Source organism: Ruegeria sp. HKCCA5763, from assembly GCF_013034545.1.
Taxonomy (GTDB): domain Bacteria; phylum Pseudomonadota; class Alphaproteobacteria; order Rhodobacterales; family Rhodobacteraceae; genus Ruegeria.
Genome location: NZ_WQGF01000001.1, coordinates 505,844 through 526,131, shown reverse-complemented (window position 1 = coordinate 526,131; position 20,288 = coordinate 505,844). Strand labels below are relative to the sequence as shown.

Sequence of the window (20,288 nt, the reverse complement as noted above, 5' to 3'; positions counted from 1 at the left end):
TGCCGCAAATCCGCATTAGGTGAAGGGAACACCTGCGGAGACACTACATGGCGTTTTTCTCAAAGCTAAAGGATAAGCTGTTCAAATCCTCCTCTCGCCTGGAAGAGGGGCTGGAAGCCATCGTCGAAGATGGCGGCGAGGAAACGACCGCGCCTGACCCGGTGATCCCCGAACCAAAGCCCGAACCGCAACCGGTCCCCGTGGTTCCGGAACCCGCGCCGGTGCCACAACCTGTTGAGCCGCCCGCCCCAATCCCTGCCGATCCCACGCCGGTCGCGCCTCCACCCGAGATACCGGAATCCAAAGGCATCCTGAACCGCCTGTTCAATCGCGGTGGCACCACAACGGAAATACGCCGCACACTCGATGACGACATGCTGGAGCAACTCGAAGAGCTGCTGATCGCCTCTGACATGGGTGTCGACACGGCCTTGCGCGTCACCTCGAACATGGCCGAGGGCCGCTTTGGCCGCAAACTTTCAACACGTGAAATCAAGCAATTGCTGGCACAAGAGGTGGCCCGCGTGATGGAGCCGGTAGCCAAGCCCCTGCCGATCTATCCCAAACGCCCGCAAGTGGTGCTGGTGGTCGGCGTCAACGGCTCGGGCAAGACCACGACCATCGGCAAACTGGCCAGCCAGTTCAAAGAAGCGGGCAAGAAAGTTGTCATCGCCGCCGGTGACACCTTCCGCGCCGCGGCCGTTGAACAACTGCAAGTCTGGGGCGATCGGGCCGGGGTTCCTGTGCTGACCGCGCCAGAAGGCTCGGACCCCGCCAGTCTGGCGTTCGATGCCCTGACCCGCGCACAGGCCGAAGGTGCCGATCTGCTGATGATCGACACAGCAGGCCGTTTGCAAAACCGTGCTGACCTGATGGAAGAGCTGGCCAAGATTGTCCGCGTCATCCGCAAGGTCGATGACACAGCGCCGCACAACACCCTGCTGGTCCTCGACGCCACAACAGGACAGAACGCCCTGAGCCAGGTGGAGACTTTCCGCAAGCTGGCTGACGTTTCGGGATTGGTCATGACCAAATTGGATGGCACCGCCAAAGGCGGCGTACTCGTCGCTTTGGCGGACAAATTCGGCCTGCCCATCCACGCCATTGGTGTGGGCGAACAGATCGACGATCTCGCCCCCTTCGACCCCGAAGAATTCGCCGCCGCCCTGACCGGTCTCGACAAAGGCTGATCCGCCCCTTCATCTGGCTAAAAATACCTTCGGGGGTCTGGGGGTGGAAAACCCCCAGCCTCACCGCCCAGCAAAAGGTTGGCATCTTTGAGTAACTGGCTGATCTCACTGGAAGGGACCGAAGCAGGCCACCAGCTTGCGCTTGGACTAGCCCTGATGGCGGCTTTCCTTCATGCCGTGTTTGGAGCCCTGCAAAAGGGGCGTCATGATCCGTGGCTTTCTCGTGGGGCCATTGATGCCAGTTACTGCCTAATGGCCGCGCCTTTTGCCTTCTTTGTGGTGCCTTGGCCCGAACCGCATATGTGGCCGATCTTCGCGCTCGTCTGGCTGATTCATATCGCCTACAAGACACTTCAGGCCATGGCGTATACCAAAGGCTCCTACACGGTTGTCTATCCGGTCGTGCGCGGAACCGGGCCATTGTTCACCGTCATCGGCGCATATCTGTTGTTCGGCGAGACGTTCACGACAGTGCAGTGGCTGGGCGTGGCAACCCTGCTTGCCGGCATATTCGGGTTGGCCGCATACAACTTCCGATTTCTGGAAACCAACCGCGACACGCTGGGTATCGCGCTGGTCTTGGCGATCATCACCGGCCTCTTTGTGGCGCTTTACACCACGTATGACGCCTACGGCATTCGCGCCACCGCCGACCCGTTCACCTTTCTGGCCTGGTTTTTCATGATTGATGGCGCAGCCATGCCCATCTATGCCTTTCTCAGATGGCGCGCCATGATTGACCGCCCAGCTGTCGGCCCCCTGATGTTGCGCGGGCTGGCCGGAGGCCTGATCGCTCCGTTGTCTTTCGGAGCAATCATGTTGGCCACCCGGTTGGATAAAGTGGGCGAGGCCGCGGTTCTCCGCGAGACCTCAACCGTCTTTGCGGCATTGATCGGCTGGCTTGTGTTAAAGGAGACCGTCGGCCCCCGGCGTATTGCCCTGATGGCATTGATTGCACTTGGTGCCGTAATAGTTGAAATGGGCGGGTAAACAGCAGGATATACAGATGACAGGCAAAAAAGACATCAACCCGTTTCTCAAACAGGTGCTCGAGCTTGGCCCCCCATTGGCCTTCTTCTTCATCTACCTGCGCCTGCGCGATGATAGTTTTCTGATTGGTGGCGTCGAGTATTCCGGCTTTATCGTTGCAACGATCATCTTTGTCCCCCTGATGCTGGGCGCCATGGCAATCCTGTGGTACCTGACCGGCAAACTCAGCCGGATGCAAATATTCACCGCATTCATGGTGCTTTTCTTCGGTGGCCTCACCGCTTGGTTCAATGACGAGCGGTTCTTCAAGATGAAGACCACGCTGGTCTACGGCCTGTTTGCCCTGATCCTGGGCGTCGGCCTGTTGCAAAAGAAATCTTATCTCGCCTATGTTTTGGAAGAACTGCTTCCAATGAAGCAGGAAGGCTGGATGATTCTGACCCGCCGACTGTGTGGCTGTTTTGCTGTTTTGGCCGCCGCAAACGAACTTGTCTGGCGCACGATGTCTACCGACATGTGGGTCAAGATCGAGACCTTTGGCTTTCCCATTGCCCTAATGGCTTTTCTGATGCTGCAATTCAGCATGTTGCAGCACTATATGGAGGACCCGGAACAGAAATAGCTCCCGTCACATCAGCCAGGTCCGCCAAAACAAACAAAATTCTTGGATAATGAGCCGAGCTATGTGAAATTGAGTGACTACCCACTCACTCACCTCGCCCAAGATCGGTGCATACATGACGGCCTTCCCCAACAGCGGCTTCCTTTCCGAAGCCTCCGACGGGCTCAGAGAAATGCTTTCGGCTCAAGCGACCGAAATTTCCCTGGCCCAAGGCGACACACTTTTTGAACAAGGCGACGAGGGCGACGCGCTCTACGCAATATTGGACGGCACGCTTGAAGTGTCTTTTCTGGCCATGAGCGGGCGCAAGCTGACCCTGACTCTTATGCGCCCCGGTGAAGTTTTTGGCGAGATCGCCCTGTTCGACAATGGCCCGCGCACAGCAACCATTGCTGCGGCCGAAGCCTCGCGTGTTCTGCGTGTGCGCCGCAATGACGTCTTGAAACAGATCCGGCGACATCCTGATCTCGCAGAGGATTTAATCCGGCTGGCCGGATTGCGGATGCGGTACATGGGGTCTCAGTTGAACGAGCAGGTCTTTTTGCCCATGCCCATTCGACTGGCGCGAAGGCTGCTGCAACTGTCTGGTTTGCAGGACAACCCGTCCGAACGCATTACTCTGTCGCAAAGCGAACTGGCCGAGTTTGTCGGGGCGACGCGAGAAGCGGTGTCCAAAACAATCTCTGGATGGAAACGTGACAATGTCGTGGAAGCGTCCCGCGGCGGATTGCTGATTCAGGACTTTGCAGCATTACGTGAGTTAGCCGAATCCGACCTGATCTGAGTCGGTGTGATCTTGTTCACAGACCCACGTTCCAACATGACCTAGGGTGAAGTTGTTACCGTAGGAGGTCAGAGAATCATCCCCGATATCTGTCCACTGACCTCTCCCTGTATCTGAGCCATACGCAACTATTGCGTATGGCTCATTTTTTTGTTGCTGGTGCTCCTGCCCACAATACCGGGCGAACAACGAAAAAGGCCGGAATTTTATCCCGGCCTCTTGCTCTTATTCCTCCAGGCTCAGCGCCACAAACCGTGGATCCCCGCCCCTGCGCACCAATAGCAGCAAAGACTTTCTGCCAGCTTCGCGCGATTCTTCCATCCGCTGCTCCAGATCTCCGATGGTTTCCACTTTTTGCTGCCCTGCCTCGGTGATCAGATCACCAGCCCGCAACCCCTTGGCATAAGCCTCGGACGCCTGATCGACGTCAGAAATCACCAGGCCTTCGGCATCCGCATCCAGGCCCAGATCTTCGCGCAACGTATCCGTCAATGGTGAGATGGTAAGACCCAGAATATCCGCATTCTCATCAACCGGGGCCTCCTCAGCTTCCGGTTCGCCGGTTTCGGAACGTTCTGCGTCTTCACGACGACCCAACGTAACCAGCACAGTCTGGGTACCGCCATCACGGTGCACGATCACGCGCACGGCCTTTCCGACTTCGGTTTCGCCTACCTGACGAACCAGACCGCGTGTATCCTCGACCTCGACACCATCAAAACTGGTGATCACGTCGCCGGCCTTCAGCCCCGCCTCTTTCGCCGGGCCTTCCGGTACATCGCTGATCAAGGCGCCTCCGGGCTTCTCAAGCCCCATGGCTTCGGCCATGTCCGGTGTTACGTCCTGAATACGCACACCCAACCACCCACGGCGCGTTTCGCCAAACTCACGCAACTGATCGACAACTTTGACAACAACGTTCGAGGCCATCGAAAAACCGATTCCGATTGAGCCACCGTTTGGTGACAGGATCGCAGTGTTCACGCCTATCACTTCACCATCCATGTTGAAAAGCGGACCGCCCGAGTTGCCTCTGTTGATTGCGGCATCAGTTTGAATGTAGTCGTCATAAGACCCGCTGAGTTCCCGGTTACGGGCCGATACGATACCAGCCGAGACGGAAAAGCCCTGCCCCAACGGGTTGCCCATGGCGATCACCCAATCACCCACACGCGCGACATCGCTGTCCCCGAAGGTTACATATTTCAACGGGCCGGACGCCTCGACCTTGAGCAAAGCGATATCGGTTTTCTCATCAGTTCCGATGACTTTGGCTACCAGCTCTTTCCTGGGCTGACCGTCACCCGGGAAGAATTCCACAAGGATTTCATCGGCCTCGGCAATGACATGGTTGTTGGTAACAATAAACCCGTCTTCCGAGATCACGAAACCCGAACCCAGGGCATTGCTGCGGCGCGGAGCGTCGTTGTCGTCGTCGCCGTTTCTATCCTGAAACTCGCGAAAGAAATCCTCGAACGGGGAACCTTCGGGCACGATACCTTGAGGCCCTGTTTGGTTTTCGATCAGTGTGCTCGTGGTAATATTCACCACCGCAGGGCTGATCTTTTCGGCCAACGGTGCAAGGCTTTCGCCCCTTGCCTGTGCGGCAACAGTTTGCGCCAGCAAAAGCAGCGAACCGGCAAAGGCCAGCCACATCAGCCGCATCCAAACACTCACTTCGTCCCACCGGACGGATACACTGCGCGCTTTCGCCTGCACTTGAGCTCTCCTTGTTGACATTCTTGCCAGAACCGCCAGTACACGGTCTGTCTTGTCAACCAATGTAGTCAGTTTGGTCGGGCTAGCAACTCGGGATCGCGGGGAAATCACCGCCAAGTGAAGCTCTGGCCTCAAAAACCCAGTTGATGCGCGCCCCAAAGCAGGATCAACCCGCTGATGACGCATAGCAGCCCCATCAAACGGCGCGCCTGTTCAGGTATTGACCGGAACGCTTCGAGCATACGCTCGATAAGCGAAGGGGCCAGCGCATAGGCCAGCCCCTCGACAATCAGCACCAGCCCGAAAGCCAGAAGGATCATACCCATTACTGGGTCGCCTGCCCTGTGGGCGATTTCAAGTAGTTGAAGAACTCGGAGTCCGGGCTCAGCACCATCGAGCTGTTGCTGCCACCCAGCGCACGCTCATAGGCGGACAGCGAGCGGTAGAACTCGAAGAATTCCGGGTCTTTGCCAAAGGCTTCGGCAAAGATCGCGTTACGCTCAGCGTCCGCCTCACCGCGAATGATTTCGGCTTCACGATTAGCGTCCGAGACCAGTTCAACCACGGTCCGGTCGGCTTGGGCGCGAACACGTTGCGCCGCTTCGTTACCGCGGGCGCGTTCGTCGGTTGCTTCACGTTCCCGTTCCGCCTTCATCCGGTCGAAGGTTGCCTCAAGGTTGGCTTGCGGCAGATCAGTCGCCTTCAGGCGCACGTCGATCACGTTGACGCCCAGCGCTCGCGCCTCGGCGATGGCGCTGTTACGGATGCGCAGCATAAGCGCCGCACGGTCCGAACTGAGGATGTCGCGCGAGGATACCGAACCCAGAACTTCGCGGGTTTCAGCACGCAAAATGCGGTCCAGACGATCTTCGGCAACCGGAATGCCACCAACACCAACGGCTTGACGGAACTGCTCCAGATCTGAAATCCGGTAGCGGGCAAAAGCGTCAACCACCAAACGCCGATCATCCAGAGGTGTTACTTCAAGCGGCTGCACATCGATAGAAAGGATGCGGTCGTCGTAACGCACCACTTCCTGGATCAACGGGATTTTGAACGCCAGACCAGGCTCTTCCTTGACCGTGACAACCCGGCCAAATTGCAGAACCAGTGCCCGCTCGCGTTCATCCACGATGAAAATCGAAGATAAAACGCCAACAATCGCGAGAAAGACGACCGGCAGGATAAATGTCGTTTTACGCATCAGTTGCTCTCCTGTCCGGAATTGCGGCGAAGCTCATTGAGCGGCAGATAGGGTACAACCCCCTGCCCCTGACCAGTAGAGTTCTCATCCAGAATGATTTTGTCCACGTCACCCAGAACCTGCTCCATCCGTTCCAGATACAGGCGCTTGCGGGTCACATCTGGCGCTTTAGAGTATTCTTCCAGAACCGCGCTGAAACGGCTGGCCTCACCCTGTGCGCTGTTGATCTGCTGGGCACGATACGCTTCGGCCTCTTCCAGAACCTGAGCAGCCTCACCACGGGCTTCGGCGAGCACACGGTTCGCGTAGGCGTCCGCAACATTCTGCAAGCGGTCACGTTCCTGAGCAGCGGCCTGAACATCACGGAAGGCAGCAATCACGTCTTGCGGCGGGTCAGCCTTGTCAAAGTTCACACGAACGATGTTCACGCCCGAGTCGTAGCTGTCCATCGTTGCCTGAATCAGTTCCTGCAGGCGGTCGGCAATAATACCACGATCCCGGTTCAGAATCGGCGCCAGTTCGCTCTGCGCGATAATCTCACGCATCGCAGATTCCGACACAGCGCGGATGGTTTGGCGTGGATCGCGCAGATTGAACAGGAATTTGGCAGGATCATTGATGTTCCAGACCACTTGATAATCGATATCGACGACGTTTTCGTCACCGGTCAACATCAGGCCGTCATCACTGCCACGGGCACCGCCCATGTCTTCGTTCTGTTCGCGTGTCACCGGGATGACCTCGGCGGTGACAAACGGCCAGGGCGCGAAGTTCAGGCCCGGATTGCCGACGGCCGAGAATTCACCCAGGAACAACTCAACTGACTGTTCTTCCGGTTTAACGGTGTAGAAACTCGCCAGACCCCAAAGACCTGCAGCGACCAGAACGCCAATTGCAATCGTGCCCTTGGTAAAGGCCGGACCACCGCCGCCTTGACCGCCACTGCCACCTTTGCCCGAACCGCCGCGACCGCCCATCAGAACGCGCAGTTGCTCTTGGCCCTTCTTCATCAGCTCATCGATCTCGGGAATCTGCGGGCCATCGCCTTCGGGCGGGCGACGCCCGTCCCCGTTATTTCCCCGATTTCCTCCGCCACCGGAAGAGCCTCCGCCCCCCCAGGGGCCACCGCTGTTGCCCGCCATATGTACATGTTCCCTTGTGTTTGACCGTGTGATCACGGCGTCCTTTGTAACTTGTGTGCGCGCGGTTGCAAATCAAGCCGTGCGCACAGGTTGCCGCATTGTCACCAGTTCTTCGGCCATCACCGGATGCACGGCGACAGTACGGTCAAAATCTTCTTTGGTCGCCCCCATCTTTACGGCGATTCCGGCAAGCTGGATCATCTCACCAGCACCGGGGGCGACAATATGGCAGCCAAGAACCTTGCGTGTGGCCTGACTGACCAGAATCTTCATCAGAACCCGCTGCGTTCCGCCCGCGAACGATTTCTGCATCGGCTTAAACGACGTGGCATAGACTTCGATCGGTTCTTGCGCCGCGGCCTCTTCTTCGCTCAGACCAACAGTTCCGAATTCCGGCTGCGTAAAGATCGCTGTCGGGATCAGTTCGTGATCCACAGGTGTCGGGTTACCTTTGAAGACGGTCTCTACAAAAGCCATTCCCTCGCGGATCGCAACCGGTGTCAGATTCACCCGATCCGTGACGTCACCAATAGCGTAAATCGAAGGCACTGCGGTCTGGCTGTATTCATTTACGACAATCTCACCCTTGCGACCGCGTTCAACGCCCAGGTCTTCCAGCCCAAGGTTATCGGCATTTGGCGTACGGCCCGTGGCGTACATAACGACGTCAAAACGATCCTCGGTGCCATCGGTTGCCTTGACGCGGATCTGGTCCCCGTCTTTGGTCATTTCCAGCACGTTGGTTCCCAGTCGCACGTCTATTCCGTTCTGGCGCATCTCTTCACAGATCAGACCGCGCGCTTCTTCATCAAAGCCGCGCAGGATTTGCGCGCCGCGATAAAACTGTGTTGTCTTGACGCCCAGCCCATTCATGATCCCGGCAAACTCGCTGGCGATATAGCCACCGCCGACGATCAGGATGCTTTCAGGCAACTTGTCCAGGTGGAAAATCTCGTTCGAGGTGATCGCCAGGTCTGATCCCGGGAAATCAGGCACGACCGGACGGCCACCCGTGGCGATCAGAATATGCTTAGCGGTTTTTTGGGTACCATCAGTCAATTCGACTGTGTGCGCATCCACAAGACGAGCGCGCTGATCAAAGCTTTCCACTCCGTTGTTTTTCAGGATGTTACGATAGATACCTTCCAGCCGATCCAGTTCCGTCACCAACTTGCCGTGGAAGGTATTCCAGTTGAATGCACCGGGTTGAATGTCCCAGCCATAAGCTTGTGCATCACCCACCATGCCCGAGTATTCGCTGGCAAAGACCATCAGCTTCTTGGGCACACAGCCCCGGATCACGCAGGTGCCGCCATAGCGGTCTTCTTCGGCGAGCGCGACTTTGGCACCGGTTTCACCCGCCGCCACACGCGCAGCACGGACCCCCCCCGAGCCTCCGCCGATGACAAAAAGATCATAGTCAAAGCTCATGCCGGTTTCCTTCGTTCAACTTGCAAAATCCTCTGGATATCTGGGCGCAAAAACCCTGGCGCCAACCCCTGGGCACAGAAAATTCAAACATTCACGGGCGCTTGTCGGAGATAAGAGCATCAAACTTAGTCCGAAACATCGGAAAACAGGTTATCGCGGGATCCGCTCAACAACTGGTCCAGTTGGATGGTACCTGCATTGATGTCCCGCAGTTCGACCCTGCCATCTCCGTGGCCCAGAACGACCTTGTCGCAGATATCGACGAACAGACCATTTTCCACCACACCCGGCACCTGATTCAGGATCAGCGCCATCTGGCGCGGATTGCCGATGCGTTGCAGGTGCAGATCCAGAATGTGGTTTCCTTCATCGGTTACAAAAGGGGCCTGACCGTTCATGCGCAGCGCAGAGGTGGTCCCCAGAACATCCATTGTGTCCAGCGCTTCTTCGATCAGCGTCCGCGTGGTTTGCCAGCCAAAGGGAACCACCTCGACCGGCAGCGGGAAAGCGCCCAGTGTTTCAACTTCTTTTCCGGCGTCTGCGATGACGACCATCTGATCGCTGGCCGTGGCGACAATCTTTTCCTGAAGATGTGCACCACCGCCGCCTTTGATCAAGTTCAGGTCCGCGTCAAACTCATCTGCGCCGTCAATGGTCAAGTCCAACCATCCGGCCTGATCCAGGGAAATGACCTCGATTCCAACCTCACGTGCAAGCTGGGCCGTTCGGGTCGACGTGGGCACGCCCTTGATCTGCAAGCCTTCGCCTCGTACGCGCTCACCCAAGCGGCGTACCAACCAAGCGGCTGTAGATCCCGTTCCCAGGCCCACACGCATTCCGTCTTCGACCATCTCGGCCGCACGGCACGCGGCCACGTATTTTGCAGTGTCGATGGGCGATAGATCTCCGGTCATGGCAGCTTTCCAAAGTTGGCCTGCCGAAGTTATAGGGAAAGCCTCGGGTGACTGCGACCCCAATTTGTGACCCAGCGAACTCAAAGATACCAAAGTACTACGCGTTTCCTATCGGAAACGTCGCAATCATGTCTTACAAGACCATCTTTGAGCTATAAGTTGCCGCCATGTCGAAGCCCTACCGCCTGCACTATACCCCTGATAACGCCTCGCTGGTAATCCGCCTGGTGCTAGAAGAGATAGGTGCGCCTTTTGACACGGTCCTGGTGGATCGGCGCCAGAATGCGCAGGACAGTACAGCCTTTCGGGCACTCAATCCCAACGGTCAAATCCCAGTGTTGGAAACGCTGCAAGGGCCAATCTTTGAAACAGCGGCCATCCTGCTTTGGCTATCCGAACAACATGGCCAGCTGGCCCCTGCAAAAGATGACCCGGAACGCGCAGGCTTTCTGAAGTGGTTGTTCTTTGCGTCCAACACGCTTCACGCCGATCTGCGTATCGTGTTTTATGCCGAGAAATACATCGACCCACGGCAGGCCGACAAATTGCGGGCCGCTACACATCCTCGCCTGAGACGTCACCTTCAATTGCTGGACGCAATGGCCAAAAGCGCGCCGGGTTGGTTCTGTGCAGATCACCCTTCCGTTCTGACCTACTATGTCGCGTGCATGATGCGCTGGATGGCGCTTTACCCTGCTATGACAGACCGAAGCTGGTATCAACTGACAGACACGCCTTGCCTGCAAACGCTGTTAATGAAGCTTGAAACACGCCCGGCGACCCGCTCGGCCATTTTGGCCGAAGGTCTTGGGGCCAACCCGTTCACCTCCCCTGTTCACCCAACCCCTCCAGAAGGCTCAGCTATCTGATATGTTTCTCTCTGTCTTCGATATGTTCAAAGTGGGCATCGGCCCGTCCTCCTCCCACACCATGGGACCCATGGTGGCTGCTGCGCGCTTCCTTGATATGATGCGTGCCTCGCCGTTTGAATTTTCCGGTCTTAAAGGGTCGCTGCACGGCTCGTTGGCCTTTACCGGTGTCGGCCACGCGACCGACCGGGCGACAATCCTGGGTTTGGCCGGTTTTGTACCGGACACCTATGACAACAACAAAGCCGAGGCTGCTTTGGCAGATATTGCCAGCACGCATACGGTCACCCCTGAAGGGTTGCCAACCCTACAGTTTGACCCCAAAGCCGATCTGGTTTTCGACTATGACAACACCCTGCCCGGGCACGCCAATGGCATGATTCTGATGGCAACGGACGCACAGGGTGACGTGATCCTGCGACAGGTGTTCTATTCCATCGGCGGCGGATTTGTCCTGACCGAAGAAGAACTGGCCGAGGGCAAAGCAACCGACGAAGGCGCTCCGGTGCCGTTCCCTTTCAAATCCGCGGCCGAGATGCTGGAGATGGCAAAATCCAGCGGCAAGAGTATTGCTGACATGAAGCGTGAAAATGAAATCGCGCGGGGTTGCGCCGACAGCTTTGCCAGAGGCTCCGCCCGTCTTTGGGAGGTCATGAACGCCTGCATCGAACGGGGATTAGCCACAGACGGTATCCTTCCGGGTGGGTTGAAAGTACGTCGTCGCGCCAAGGGCATTTATGATGCTCTAATGGCTGAACGTGGTATGAACCTGACCGCCCCACACACAATCAACGACTGGATGAGCGTCTACGCGATGGCGGTCAACGAAGAGAACGCTGCCGGTGGGCAGGTTGTAACGGCCCCTACCAACGGCGCGGCCGGCGTTCTACCTGCGGTGCTGCGCTATTATCTGGATCACGTGCCTGGCGCTTCGGAAAGCCATATCGAAGATTTCCTGCTGACCGCTGCTGCGATAGGCGGGCTGGTCAAATTCAATGCCTCGATCTCAGGCGCTGAAGCAGGATGTCAGGCCGAGGTCGGCAGCGCGTCTGCCATGGCCGCTGCTGGGCTCTGTGCCGTGATGGGCGGAACACCTGAACAGGTAGAGAACGCCGCCGAGATTGCTCTGGAACATCACCTGGGCATGACATGCGATCCCGTTGCGGGTCTGGTTCAGGTGCCTTGTATCGAACGCAACGGATTGGGAGCCATCAAGGCAGTGTCCGCCGCGTCATTATCCCTGCGTGGGGATGGCGAACATTTCGTGCCATTGGATTCGGTAATCGAGACCATGCGCCAGACGGGTCATGACATGCACGAGAAGTATAAGGAAACCTCGCTTGGTGGATTGGCGGTGAACGTGCCAAACTGCTGATCGCAAAATAATGTGGGGGTCGTAATGCGTGGACATTGCCTGTGCGGCGCAATCAAATACGAAGTCGACTCTTCGCCATTGTCTTGCGTGACATGTCACTGCGACAGTTGCCGTCGCCAATGCGCCGCCCCGATGACCACCTACTTCGCCGTCCGCGACGGCCAATGGCGCTGGACCGGGGAAGAACCCAAGCGCTTTAACTCCTCACCCGGAGTTGAGCGCAGCTTTTGCCCGCATTGCGGTACACCGATCTCGTTCCGTTCGGCCAAGATGTCGGATGTGCTGCATCTGTACGTGGCGACATTAGAGGTGCCTGATGACCTGCAGCCCACGCTGCATGTTTCCCACGAAGAAAAGCTGAGCTGGCTGCACCTTGATGACGGTTTACCCACGTGCATTGGGCCAGATTACACAAAGGTTCAGCCCTTGCCGAAAGACTAACATCCAGCCTTTCCACTGTACCGTGAAACGGCTAGCGTCGCGGACATGACTCAGGATCGTCCCGTTTTTGGCATTGTCTTAATGCTTGGCTTTTGCCTGCTTGCCCCATTGGGCGACTCGATGGCCAAACTGTTGGGCGAGACCACCCCACTGGGGTTGCTGGTAACGGTCCGCTTTGCAGTTCAGGCCCTGATCCTGATCCCTCTGGTTGCACTGACCGGCAGACCTTGGCGGATGCGTGGCCGCATCCTGCGACTGACGATAATCCGCACGTTTCTGCACATCATTGGCATCACCGCAATGTTCAGCGCGTTGCAGTTCCTGCCTCTGGCGGATGCCATCGCAATCGCCTTTGTTATGCCGTTTATCATGTTGTTGTTGGGCAAGTTTGTTCTGGGTGAAGAGGTTGGCGCACGCCGTCTGATCGCCTGCATCGTAGGTTTCATCGGCACGCTTCTAGTCATCCAACCCAGCTTTGCCGAGGTTGGCGCGCCTGCACTGCTGCCCCTTATCGTCGCTGTTGTGTTTGCTCTGTTTATGCTGGTCACACGGCAAATCGCCAAAGAGACAGACCCTGTGTCGTTACAGGCGGTATCAGGTGTTCTTGCGACTCTGGTACTGGCCCCGGTTCTGGTGATCGGAACGCATCTGGATGTGTGGGAGATTTCTGTGACCCTGCCTGCCCCGGACATGTACTGGCTGTTGATTGCGATCGGGGTCTTGGGAACCGTTGCACACCTGCTGATGACCTGGTCGTTGCGTTATGCGCCCTCAGCCACGCTGGCACCGATGCAGTACCTGGAAATCCCTGTTGCAACCCTAATCGGCTGGGTCATCTTCAGCGACCTGCCTGACGGGCTTGCCGCGCTTGGCATTACGATAACAATCGCTGCCGGGCTCTATGTCATTCTTCGCGAGCGGGCCACTGCCCGGTCTGCTCCGACAGAAACACCTGCATAAGTGGATCCAACGCAGAACGCGGGATCATGATCAATAGTCCCGGCGCGTCCATATGCAACTCGACCTCTGCCAGCGCGCGGTTCGATGTGCCCACTTGACCTGCTGGATCGAATTTCAACCCGTCGATTGGCCATTCCAACCCGGTGCTGCGCCCTGTAACCGGGCGCAAAGGAAACAGCGAAACCACGTCGCCGGGATCAACTGGCAGACGGATGTGTGGCGGTGCGTGAAAAACCACTTCATGTTCGCCCAACAGAATACACGCCTGATCTTGTCGCCTGACCAGGGTATTCAATACGGTCAATTGATGATCCAGCCGCCCCCCCAGAAACCCCGCACCCAAAATCAGCGGACATTGCGTGCTGCGCAACGCTTTATCGAAGTCCGTACTATCCTGCTCGCGGATCGGGAATAGACGCTCGGTCGGTATTTTTGCCTGTGTCGACGCGCTCAGCGAATCGAAATCGCCGATAACGGCATCCGGGATATGACCTGATTCTGTCAAAACCTTTGCACCACCATCAGCGGCCACAACCGATTTGACGCGATTCAGCACCAGATTCAGGTCCTCGGCACCGACAAATCCCCCTCCGAACAGACCAATTGGATCAATCGAGCGTACAATGATCTCGTTTTTATTAAGATTGGCCATTTTTCCCGGATTTGGACACATTAAGACCACAAAATGATAGGTTCATGCAGAAAGTTCCGAGCCAGTGTGTGCTCCCGATTCCGGGTAAGCTGGCTCTCGTAGTTTGTAAAGGACGTGCGTCTGATGGTACAGAATAACAAGGTATTGACCGTTTCTTATGGAACCTTCTCCTGCACTTTGGAAGGATTTGACGATTCCTTTGAGACGATGAAAGCCATCGCCGAGTATTTTCGCGATCTTGCAGCAGATGACCGCTATTTCGGCTCTGAACCCCCTCAACCTGATGCCGAGATGCTGACACGCATTGCCAGACGCGATGCGTCCCAACGGGTGGAAGCCAGCCAGAACGAATCCGGACTTCTTTTGCGCGCCACACAGACACCTGAGACCCCCCGTCAGGAGCTAGCCCCGCAAGCCGGCGCGATGACCATGGCACACACCCCCACTCACGAGCCACCCAATCCGGCCCCAGCCGGACTTGCCGATGCGGAACCAGTCGGAGAACCCCCTGCTCCAGCGGCTGACAGCATCTCGGCCAAGCTGCAGCGCATTCGCGCAGTTGTCTCTCATTCGGATGTTCCTCCTTCAGCATATTCCGAAGACGAAGACACATCTCTGCTGGCAAGTTCCACCCCCCCTGTGGACGCAGTAGCCGCAGCTTTTGAAGCTGGTGCATTGAAAGCAGAAGATTTTGCCGAACCTGCGGCGCCAATGCCTGAGGAGCCGCAGCAGCCTGTTATCGATGAGGCTGACGCAGAAGAGACAGATGACCTTTCAGCCGAAGCGCCAACAACGTCTGACGAGACGGAAGAAGCTGAAGCAGCAGAACTCCCAACTGTTGAATCAGAAGAGCAAACTGCGGAAACCGAAGAAATGCATGTGCCCATGACCCCCGAGCACGTGCAAGCCGATGACCTTGAAGACGCTCCCGAAGCGGCGAAACTTCCTGCCGAACCCCTCTTTGCGGAGCTGGAAGAAGATATCGAGGAAGAACTCGAAGAAGAGGACGTTCCAAACATCCTTAACGTCGAGGATGTGACGGTCGAAACTGCCCAGGATGATCAGGACACTCAGACGCATGGGTTGCTGACCGCAGAAGATGAAGAGAACCTGCTGAGCGAGATTTCCGAGATCGAATCTGAGTTTTCTGAACGCTCGAGCCAAAAACTGACTGATGATGTTGATCCCGAACAGGATGTCCTTCGCTTAATGGCCAAAACCGGCGAGCACATGGAAGATCCTTCAAGCAGCGACGCGCGTGAAACTTATTCGCACCTGCGCACAGCGGTTGCCGCGACAGAAGCAGAGCTTGACGACGAAGCCGCTACACATTCGAAGGACGCCGAGTATCGCGGCGATCTGGAATCCGTTGTCAGCCCCCGCCGCCCCCAAGTGAAGGTTACAAGCGCGCGCCCTGAAGCAGACGCTCCGGCCCCGCTGAAACTGGTTGCCGAACAGCGCGTGGACGATCAAAGCGAACCAACTGGTCCTGTCATGCCTCGTCGCGTCACTTCGGATCTAGAAGATACCGGATCGGAAGAAAGCGGCTTTGCGCAGTTTGCACAGGATCAAGGCGCACAATCACTGCCCGATCTGTTGGAAGCAGCAGCAGCTTATCTTTCCTTCATCGAAGGCCAGGAACAGTTCTCGCGCCCGCAACTGATGAACAAAGTCCGCTCTTTGAAGCAGGACGAGTTCAATCGCGAAGAAAGCCTGCGGTCGTTTGGCCAACTGCTGCGCGATGGGAAAATCGAAAAGGCTGGTGGTGGCCGGTTCGCGGCCTCCAATCTGATCGGTTTCCGCCCAGATGACGAGCGCGCAGTCGGCTAACTGCAACAACATCAAAAGACAAAGGGTCGGGTAATTCCCGGCCCTTTTTTGTTGCAGTCTTGGCAAAGCGCGGCGGAAAAAACTCCTGTTAGTGGAAATGCTTAAAAATTTATGCTGCGTCGCAGAATTCTGGTGTAATCTCACGGCAGAAATCTCGTCATGACACCCGTTTCAGACAGAGGTATTGCTATGCAAGACATCATGATTCGACGACTTCGAAAATACGACCAGGCCTTGATAGAAAGCCATTTCAACAGCTTGGATGATGAGGCACTATATTCGCGCTTTGGCACACATGTTCCGTCGCAGGGGCTGCAAAACTATCTCTCCGGCATTCTTGCAGATGCAGCATTCATATTCGGAGCCTTCCCAGATTCGTGCCTTCGAGGCGTGGGCGAATTGCGTTTGATACCTGATCATAGGCACCACGTCGCCGAGGCCGCATTTACCGTCGAGAAAGCCTGGCAAGATCAGGGGATTGGCGATGCCTTGTTGTCACGTCTGATTACAATCGCTCAGAACCGAGGGATCAGGGAAGTTCACATGCTTTGCCTTGCGACCAACCAAAAAATGAGACGCCTGGCCGCGAAACACGACGCAGAGCTAACTCTTGTACCAGGTCAGGTCGAGGCGACGCTGACGACCCCTTGGCCTACACCGTTCAGCATGGCCAAGGAATTTACAAGTGAGTACCGCGCGTTTGCACGCGCAGTGCTCAGCTGGCCAAACCAAGCGCCGACATCTCAAGTGGCTCAGGACTGATCGGGGTCTTCTTTCCCGACACCGCGAAAGATGAACTTGAACGGCAAAGCCCAAAGAACGCCCAGGACGACGTAGACCAAAAGCTCCACCCAAATCGGGGGGCGATCCAGCCAGTTCACAACTGTCACCACAGCCACAATGTAGAGTGGCAGACCAATTACAAGGATTACCAACGACCACCGGCGGCGCGCCTTATAACTCAGGCCTGGTTTGTTTTCTTCGGCCATCAGTCTGCAAACGGGTCGGTCACCAGAATGGTGTCGTCCCGCTCCGGGCTGGTGGACAAAAGCGCTACGGGGCATTCTATCAGCTCTTCGACCCGTCGTACGTACTTGATCGCATTGGCGGGCAGATCAGCCCAACTGCGCGCGCCTTCCGTCGACTCGCTCCAGCCCGGCATTTCTTCGTAAATCGGGGTGCAGCGCGCCTGCTGGTCAGCCGCAGTTGGGAGGTAATCCAAACGTTCGCCGTCCAGATCATACCCGGTACAGATTTTCAGTGTTTCAAACCCGTCCAGAACATCCAACTTGGTCAACGAGATGCCGTTTACTCCGCTGGTCGCGCAAGTTTGTTTTACCAAGCAAGCGTCAAACCAGCCACAGCGGCGTTTGCGGCCTGTCGTCGTTCCGAACTCATGGCCGCGCTCACCAAGGCGCTGACCATCCGCATCTTCCAGCTCGGTCGGGAACGGTCCTTCGCCGACCCGTGTGGTGTATGCTTTTACAATACCCAACACGAAATCAATCGAACCCGGCCCAATCCCAACGCCCGTAGCGGCCTGACCCGCGATCACGTTGGACGAGGTCACGAAAGGATAAGTGCCGAAATCGATGTCCAGAAGGGCACCTTGCGCCCCTTCGAATAAGATGCGCTTGCCAGCTTTACGCTTTTCATTCAGCACTTTCCAAACCGGAGCCGCAAAAGGCAAAATCTCCTGCGCGATCTCTTTCAACTGAGTGATCAGTGCATCACGATCAACCGGCTCGATCCCCAGACCTTTGCGCAACGGGTCATGATGCTGCAAGGCACGATCCACGCGGGCTTCAAGGGTTGCTTCGTCCGCCAGATCGGCGACGCGTACGGAACGACGCCCGACCTTGTCTTCGTAGGCGGGCCCAATTCCGCGCCCAGTGGTCCCTATCTTTGTGCCCTTGCTGGCCGCTTCTTCACGCGCACGGTCCAACTCTCCGTGGATCGGCAGAATCAACGGAGTGTTCTCAGCAATCATCAGTGTCTCAGGAGTAATCTCCACACCCTGTGCGCGGATGGTCGCGATTTCCTTGACCAGATGCCAGGGGTCCAACACGACACCATTGCCGATCACGCTCAGCTTGCCGCCGCGCACAACGCCCGAGGGCAGCGCGTGCAGCTTGTAGACTTCGCCATCGATCACCAGCGTATGGCCGGCATTATGCCCGCCCTGAAAACGCGTGATCACGTCCGCCCGTTCGCTGAGCCAGTCGACAATCTTGCCTTTTCCTTCGTCGCCCCATTGAGCGCCGACAACAACCACGTTGGCCATATCCGGTCCTTTTCGTGCTGAGTAATCAAACCCGGCTCGTATAGCGGGGCTCAGACGGCAGGGAAACCGATATTTCGCCGCAGATGATAATCGCGCGGGCGCGCGATGCCTCCGGCGGAGGTATTTTTGGCCAGATGAAGAACGGATCCCCTGCTTCATCTGCTCAAAATACCTCGGGGGAGTCGCCCGGAACGGGCGGCGGGGGCAGAGCCCCCAATTTTTGTCAGCGTAGATGCACAGGTTGCCCATGCGGCGTTGTCAAGTACGCGTCCTCCCAAGCCCGGTGCAGCGCTTTTACATCCTGTGGTGGCGCGGCGCCCTGATCGGCAAGCAAATCCTCAAGGGTTTCCAACCACGCCTGGAAATAATCGTCGCCACCATCCAGGTCCCGGGCTATTCCATTTCGCTTTAATGTGTCCGCGAAACGGGCCGCCCAGTCGGACCACGCGAAACGGCCCGCCTCGTTCAGCGCGACTGTGACGGCAAAGACTTGCGCGTGCCAGGGTTGGTCAAAAACGGGCTCTGGGGCCGTATGGGTGACACAGTTGTTCATGTGGGCTCCAAATAGCTTTGCCAGAGATCCAGCACCACTTCGTCGTCGGGATGCTCCGGACTGACCCAAAGTTCGGATGCCGGGAACGCCACCGCATAGATCGGTTCAGGCGCTTCGCCTAATCCATGCGCATTGGAATCGGGCAGAACATGTGTGCCGTGCAGGCGAAGGATGCGCCCCTTGGCGCCGGACGCATAGATCGGCAACCGTGTGTGGCCACCGTCCACAAGGCGATTTGCTGCGGGCCGAGTCGTGACAACCTCTTGTCCAATTGAATAGCGCACAGCGACATTGGAGGGTCTGTCTGCGGGACCACCTTTGGCCAATGCTGCGGACACGGCCTCTGCTTTCAGCATCTTTTCTGCCAGCGGGTGCGGTTCGTCGTTCCCGCCACCCCGCAGATCTTCATGGGTCAACACTCCGTTCTCTACCAATAGATCGGCCAGGCCCGAGATCCACTTCTCATAATACGAAAACCGCGTGTAATCCTTGGGTGAGAGGCGTTCGCGCGCATGGCGGGACACATCGATGTTCCATTGCCCCAGAAACCCAGAGGCAAGCGTCACCGCCAAGGCTCGCGCGTGCCAGTCCTCGGCAAAGACAGGTGCATCCTCTGCTTCGGGATTTATCGGCCCATCCCCGAAACGGCCACCCATGTCGTGCACGCGGGTCATGAGGCCACCCTGGGAAAGCCGGTACCGATCATGCTGTCACGTGTCACCAGCGAGGCAAGTTCGTCTTCACTCATCCCATCTGTGCCTTCGGGGCGCATGGGCAGGACGAGGTAGCGAATCTCAGCGGTCGAATCCCAGACCCGCACTGATGTACCTTTGGGCAAGGTGACGTCGAATTCGGCCAGCACCTTGCGCGGTTCGCGCACGGCGCGGGCGCGGTAGGCATCCGACTTGTACCAGCCGGGCGGGATACCCAATAACGGCCATGGGTAACAGCTGCACAAGGTACAGACGACCATGTTGTGTTGGGCTGGCGTGTTCTCGACAACAACCATGTGTTCGCCCTGTCGACCGTAATAGCCAAGATCCGCCACAACAGGTGTGGCATCTTCCAGCAGGGCCGCCTTGAAAGCCGGGTCGCTCCACGCTTTGGCAACAACCCGCGCGCCGTTCTGCGGGCCGATCTTGTTTTGATAGGTGTCGATAATCTCATCCAGAGCCGCCGGATCAATCAGCCCTTTACGGGTCAGAATCGTTTCAAGCGCTTTGACGCGCAGTGCGGGTTCCGGCGGTAACAGGGCGTGCGGGTGGTCGTGATCGTCATGTGGCATGGGCCGCAGCCTGCGTCACTCATCAGCGTTCTGTCCAGTCCCT

At 57.2% G+C, this 20,288-nt stretch carries 22 protein-coding genes; 10 read left to right on the top strand and 12 right to left on the bottom strand.

What is annotated here, in order from left to right:
• The first annotated feature begins 47 nt into the window (after positions 1 to 47).
• The 4 genes from ftsY to GOV89_RS02605 all read left to right on the top strand — a co-directional run bounded on the left by ftsY (position 48) and on the right by GOV89_RS02605 (position 3,586).
• Positions 48 to 1,190: a signal recognition particle-docking protein FtsY gene (gene ftsY / locus GOV89_RS02620; RefSeq protein WP_171237369.1), complete on the top strand. Its 1,143-nt coding sequence runs from the start codon at positions 48 to 50 to the stop codon at positions 1,188 to 1,190.
• An 87-nt stretch (positions 1,191 to 1,277) separates the two neighbouring features.
• Positions 1,278 to 2,180, top strand: a complete 903-nt coding sequence (locus tag GOV89_RS02615) for an EamA family transporter (protein ID WP_171234021.1) — start codon at positions 1,278 to 1,280, stop codon at positions 2,178 to 2,180.
• Positions 2,181 to 2,196: 16 nt separating this feature from the next.
• Positions 2,197 to 2,802 carry an inner membrane-spanning protein YciB gene (locus GOV89_RS02610; protein ID WP_171174762.1) on the top strand — a complete coding sequence of 202 codons (606 nt, stop codon included), beginning with the start codon at positions 2,197 to 2,199 and terminating at the stop codon, positions 2,800 to 2,802.
• Between the two features lie 115 nt (positions 2,803 to 2,917).
• Positions 2,918 to 3,586: a Crp/Fnr family transcriptional regulator gene (locus GOV89_RS02605; protein ID WP_171176201.1), complete on the top strand. Its 669-nt coding sequence runs from the start codon at positions 2,918 to 2,920 to the stop codon at positions 3,584 to 3,586.
• A 225-nt stretch (positions 3,587 to 3,811) separates the two neighbouring features.
• Here GOV89_RS02605 and GOV89_RS02600 read toward each other — a convergent pair whose 3' ends face one another.
• From GOV89_RS02600 to rpiA, 6 genes are all read right to left on the bottom strand, one after another.
• Positions 3,812 to 5,326 carry a Do family serine endopeptidase gene (locus tag GOV89_RS02600; RefSeq protein WP_171237368.1) on the bottom strand — a complete coding sequence of 505 codons (1,515 nt, stop codon included), beginning with the start codon at positions 5,324 to 5,326 and terminating at the stop codon, positions 3,812 to 3,814.
• 110 nt (positions 5,327 to 5,436) lie between these two features.
• On the bottom strand, positions 5,437 to 5,631 hold the full coding sequence (locus GOV89_RS02595; protein WP_171174766.1) for a DUF2065 domain-containing protein: 195 nt from the start codon (positions 5,629 to 5,631) through the stop codon (positions 5,437 to 5,439).
• Entirely contained in the window at positions 5,631 to 6,509 is an 879-nt protein-coding gene (gene hflC / locus GOV89_RS02590) for a protease modulator HflC (RefSeq protein ID WP_171174768.1), read from the bottom strand. Before hflC ends, GOV89_RS02595 begins: the two co-directional genes overlap by 1 nt.
• A complete protein-coding gene (gene hflK, locus GOV89_RS02585; protein WP_171174770.1) occupies positions 6,509 to 7,651 on the bottom strand; it encodes an FtsH protease activity modulator HflK in 1,143 nt (380 codons plus the stop codon). The genes hflC and hflK overlap by 1 nt, the downstream gene beginning before the upstream one ends.
• A gap of 72 nt (positions 7,652 to 7,723) precedes the next feature.
• Positions 7,724 to 9,082 carry a glutathione-disulfide reductase gene (gene gor / locus GOV89_RS02580; protein WP_171237367.1) on the bottom strand — a complete coding sequence of 453 codons (1,359 nt, stop codon included), beginning with the start codon at positions 9,080 to 9,082 and terminating at the stop codon, positions 7,724 to 7,726.
• A 125-nt stretch (positions 9,083 to 9,207) separates the two neighbouring features.
• Positions 9,208 to 9,996, bottom strand: coding sequence for a ribose-5-phosphate isomerase RpiA (gene rpiA / locus GOV89_RS02575; protein ID WP_171174774.1), 789 nt, complete (start codon positions 9,994 to 9,996; stop codon positions 9,208 to 9,210).
• A gap of 167 nt (positions 9,997 to 10,163) precedes the next feature.
• Here rpiA and GOV89_RS02570 point away from each other — a divergent pair, with 167 nt between their 5' ends.
• From GOV89_RS02570 to GOV89_RS02555, 4 genes are read left to right on the top strand one after another with little or no spacing between them, the layout of a single operon-like run.
• Complete coding sequence (locus GOV89_RS02570; RefSeq protein ID WP_171174776.1) at positions 10,164 to 10,865, top strand: glutathione S-transferase family protein; 702 nt, start codon at positions 10,164 to 10,166, stop codon at positions 10,863 to 10,865.
• A gap of 1 nt (position 10,866) precedes the next feature.
• The gene (locus GOV89_RS02565) at positions 10,867 to 12,240 is read left to right on the top strand and encodes an L-serine ammonia-lyase (RefSeq protein WP_171174778.1); all 1,374 of its coding nucleotides are present in this window, start codon (positions 10,867 to 10,869) and stop codon (positions 12,238 to 12,240) included.
• Positions 12,241 to 12,264: 24 nt separating this feature from the next.
• On the top strand, positions 12,265 to 12,681 hold the full coding sequence (locus GOV89_RS02560; RefSeq protein ID WP_171237366.1) for a GFA family protein: 417 nt from the start codon (positions 12,265 to 12,267) through the stop codon (positions 12,679 to 12,681).
• 45 nt (positions 12,682 to 12,726) lie between these two features.
• Positions 12,727 to 13,641 carry a DMT family transporter gene (locus GOV89_RS02555; RefSeq protein WP_171174782.1) on the top strand — a complete coding sequence of 305 codons (915 nt, stop codon included), beginning with the start codon at positions 12,727 to 12,729 and terminating at the stop codon, positions 13,639 to 13,641.
• On the opposite strand, the gene GOV89_RS02550 is transcribed toward GOV89_RS02555, so the two are convergent.
• Positions 13,586 to 14,293 (bottom strand): thiamine diphosphokinase, encoded by a 708-nt coding sequence (locus GOV89_RS02550; RefSeq protein WP_171237365.1) that lies wholly within the window; start codon positions 14,291 to 14,293, stop codon positions 13,586 to 13,588. The two genes, GOV89_RS02555 and GOV89_RS02550, sit on opposite strands and share 56 nt — an antisense overlap.
• 123 nt (positions 14,294 to 14,416) lie before the next feature.
• On the opposite strand from GOV89_RS02550, the gene GOV89_RS02545 reads away from it, so the two are divergent.
• Positions 14,417 to 16,123: a hypothetical protein gene (locus tag GOV89_RS02545; RefSeq protein WP_171237364.1), complete on the top strand. Its 1,707-nt coding sequence runs from the start codon at positions 14,417 to 14,419 to the stop codon at positions 16,121 to 16,123.
• A 189-nt stretch (positions 16,124 to 16,312) separates the two neighbouring features.
• Positions 16,313 to 16,885 (top strand): GNAT family N-acetyltransferase, encoded by a 573-nt coding sequence (locus GOV89_RS02540; RefSeq protein WP_171237363.1) that lies wholly within the window; start codon positions 16,313 to 16,315, stop codon positions 16,883 to 16,885.
• On the opposite strand, the gene GOV89_RS02535 is transcribed toward GOV89_RS02540, so the two are convergent.
• The 5 genes from GOV89_RS02535 to nthA all read right to left on the bottom strand — a co-directional run bounded on the left by GOV89_RS02535 (position 16,876) and on the right by nthA (position 20,245).
• Positions 16,876 to 17,112 carry a DUF2842 domain-containing protein gene (locus GOV89_RS02535; RefSeq protein WP_171174790.1) on the bottom strand — a complete coding sequence of 79 codons (237 nt, stop codon included), beginning with the start codon at positions 17,110 to 17,112 and terminating at the stop codon, positions 16,876 to 16,878. The genes GOV89_RS02540 and GOV89_RS02535 overlap by 10 nt on opposite strands.
• Positions 17,112 to 18,407 carry an adenylosuccinate synthase gene (locus GOV89_RS02530; RefSeq protein WP_171237362.1) on the bottom strand — a complete coding sequence of 432 codons (1,296 nt, stop codon included), beginning with the start codon at positions 18,405 to 18,407 and terminating at the stop codon, positions 17,112 to 17,114. Before GOV89_RS02530 ends, GOV89_RS02535 begins: the two co-directional genes overlap by 1 nt.
• Positions 18,408 to 18,630: 223 nt before the next feature.
• A complete protein-coding gene (locus GOV89_RS02525) occupies positions 18,631 to 18,960 on the bottom strand; it encodes a nitrile hydratase accessory protein (protein ID WP_171174794.1) in 330 nt (109 codons plus the stop codon).
• The gene (gene nthB, locus GOV89_RS02520) at positions 18,957 to 19,634 is read right to left on the bottom strand and encodes a nitrile hydratase subunit beta (protein ID WP_171237361.1); all 678 of its coding nucleotides are present in this window, start codon (positions 19,632 to 19,634) and stop codon (positions 18,957 to 18,959) included. The genes GOV89_RS02525 and nthB overlap by 4 nt, the downstream gene beginning before the upstream one ends.
• Positions 19,631 to 20,245, bottom strand: coding sequence for a nitrile hydratase subunit alpha (gene nthA / locus GOV89_RS02515; RefSeq protein WP_171237360.1), 615 nt, complete (start codon positions 20,243 to 20,245; stop codon positions 19,631 to 19,633). The genes nthB and nthA overlap by 4 nt, the downstream gene beginning before the upstream one ends.
• Between the last annotated feature and the right edge of the window lie 43 nt (positions 20,246 to 20,288).

Excerpts from the sequence above, each read along its gene's own strand:
- ftsY (WP_171237369.1), top strand. The coding sequence starts at position 48 with ATGGCGTTTTTCTCAAAGCTAAAGGATAAGCTGTTCAAATCCTCCTCT.
- GOV89_RS02610 (WP_171174762.1), top strand. The coding sequence starts at position 2,197 with ATGACAGGCAAAAAAGACATCAACCCGTTTCTCAAACAGGTGCTCGAG.
- GOV89_RS02605 (WP_171176201.1), top strand. The coding sequence starts at position 2,918 with ATGACGGCCTTCCCCAACAGCGGCTTCCTTTCCGAAGCCTCCGACGGG.
- GOV89_RS02600 (WP_171237368.1), bottom strand. The coding sequence starts at position 5,326 with ATGTCAACAAGGAGAGCTCAAGTGCAGGCGAAAGCGCGCAGTGTATCC.
- GOV89_RS02595 (WP_171174766.1), bottom strand. The coding sequence starts at position 5,631 with ATGGGTATGATCCTTCTGGCTTTCGGGCTGGTGCTGATTGTCGAGGGG.
- hflC (WP_171174768.1), bottom strand. The coding sequence starts at position 6,509 with ATGCGTAAAACGACATTTATCCTGCCGGTCGTCTTTCTCGCGATTGTT.
- hflK (WP_171174770.1), bottom strand. The coding sequence starts at position 7,651 with ATGGCGGGCAACAGCGGTGGCCCCTGGGGGGGCGGAGGCTCTTCCGGT.
- gor (WP_171237367.1), bottom strand. The coding sequence starts at position 9,082 with ATGAGCTTTGACTATGATCTTTTTGTCATCGGCGGAGGCTCGGGGGGG.
- rpiA (WP_171174774.1), bottom strand. The coding sequence starts at position 9,996 with ATGACCGGAGATCTATCGCCCATCGACACTGCAAAATACGTGGCCGCG.
- GOV89_RS02570 (WP_171174776.1), top strand. The coding sequence starts at position 10,164 with ATGTCGAAGCCCTACCGCCTGCACTATACCCCTGATAACGCCTCGCTG.
- GOV89_RS02565 (WP_171174778.1), top strand. The coding sequence starts at position 10,867 with ATGTTTCTCTCTGTCTTCGATATGTTCAAAGTGGGCATCGGCCCGTCC.
- GOV89_RS02560 (WP_171237366.1), top strand. The coding sequence starts at position 12,265 with ATGCGTGGACATTGCCTGTGCGGCGCAATCAAATACGAAGTCGACTCT.
- GOV89_RS02555 (WP_171174782.1), top strand. The coding sequence starts at position 12,727 with ATGACTCAGGATCGTCCCGTTTTTGGCATTGTCTTAATGCTTGGCTTT.
- GOV89_RS02550 (WP_171237365.1), bottom strand. The coding sequence starts at position 14,293 with ATGGCCAATCTTAATAAAAACGAGATCATTGTACGCTCGATTGATCCA.
- GOV89_RS02545 (WP_171237364.1), top strand. The coding sequence starts at position 14,417 with ATGGTACAGAATAACAAGGTATTGACCGTTTCTTATGGAACCTTCTCC.
- GOV89_RS02540 (WP_171237363.1), top strand. The coding sequence starts at position 16,313 with ATGCAAGACATCATGATTCGACGACTTCGAAAATACGACCAGGCCTTG.
- GOV89_RS02535 (WP_171174790.1), bottom strand. The coding sequence starts at position 17,112 with ATGGCCGAAGAAAACAAACCAGGCCTGAGTTATAAGGCGCGCCGCCGG.
- GOV89_RS02530 (WP_171237362.1), bottom strand. The coding sequence starts at position 18,407 with ATGGCCAACGTGGTTGTTGTCGGCGCTCAATGGGGCGACGAAGGAAAA.
- GOV89_RS02525 (WP_171174794.1), bottom strand. The coding sequence starts at position 18,960 with ATGAACAACTGTGTCACCCATACGGCCCCAGAGCCCGTTTTTGACCAA.
- nthB (WP_171237361.1), bottom strand. The coding sequence starts at position 19,634 with ATGACCCGCGTGCACGACATGGGTGGCCGTTTCGGGGATGGGCCGATA.
- nthA (WP_171237360.1), bottom strand. The coding sequence starts at position 20,245 with ATGCCACATGACGATCACGACCACCCGCACGCCCTGTTACCGCCGGAA.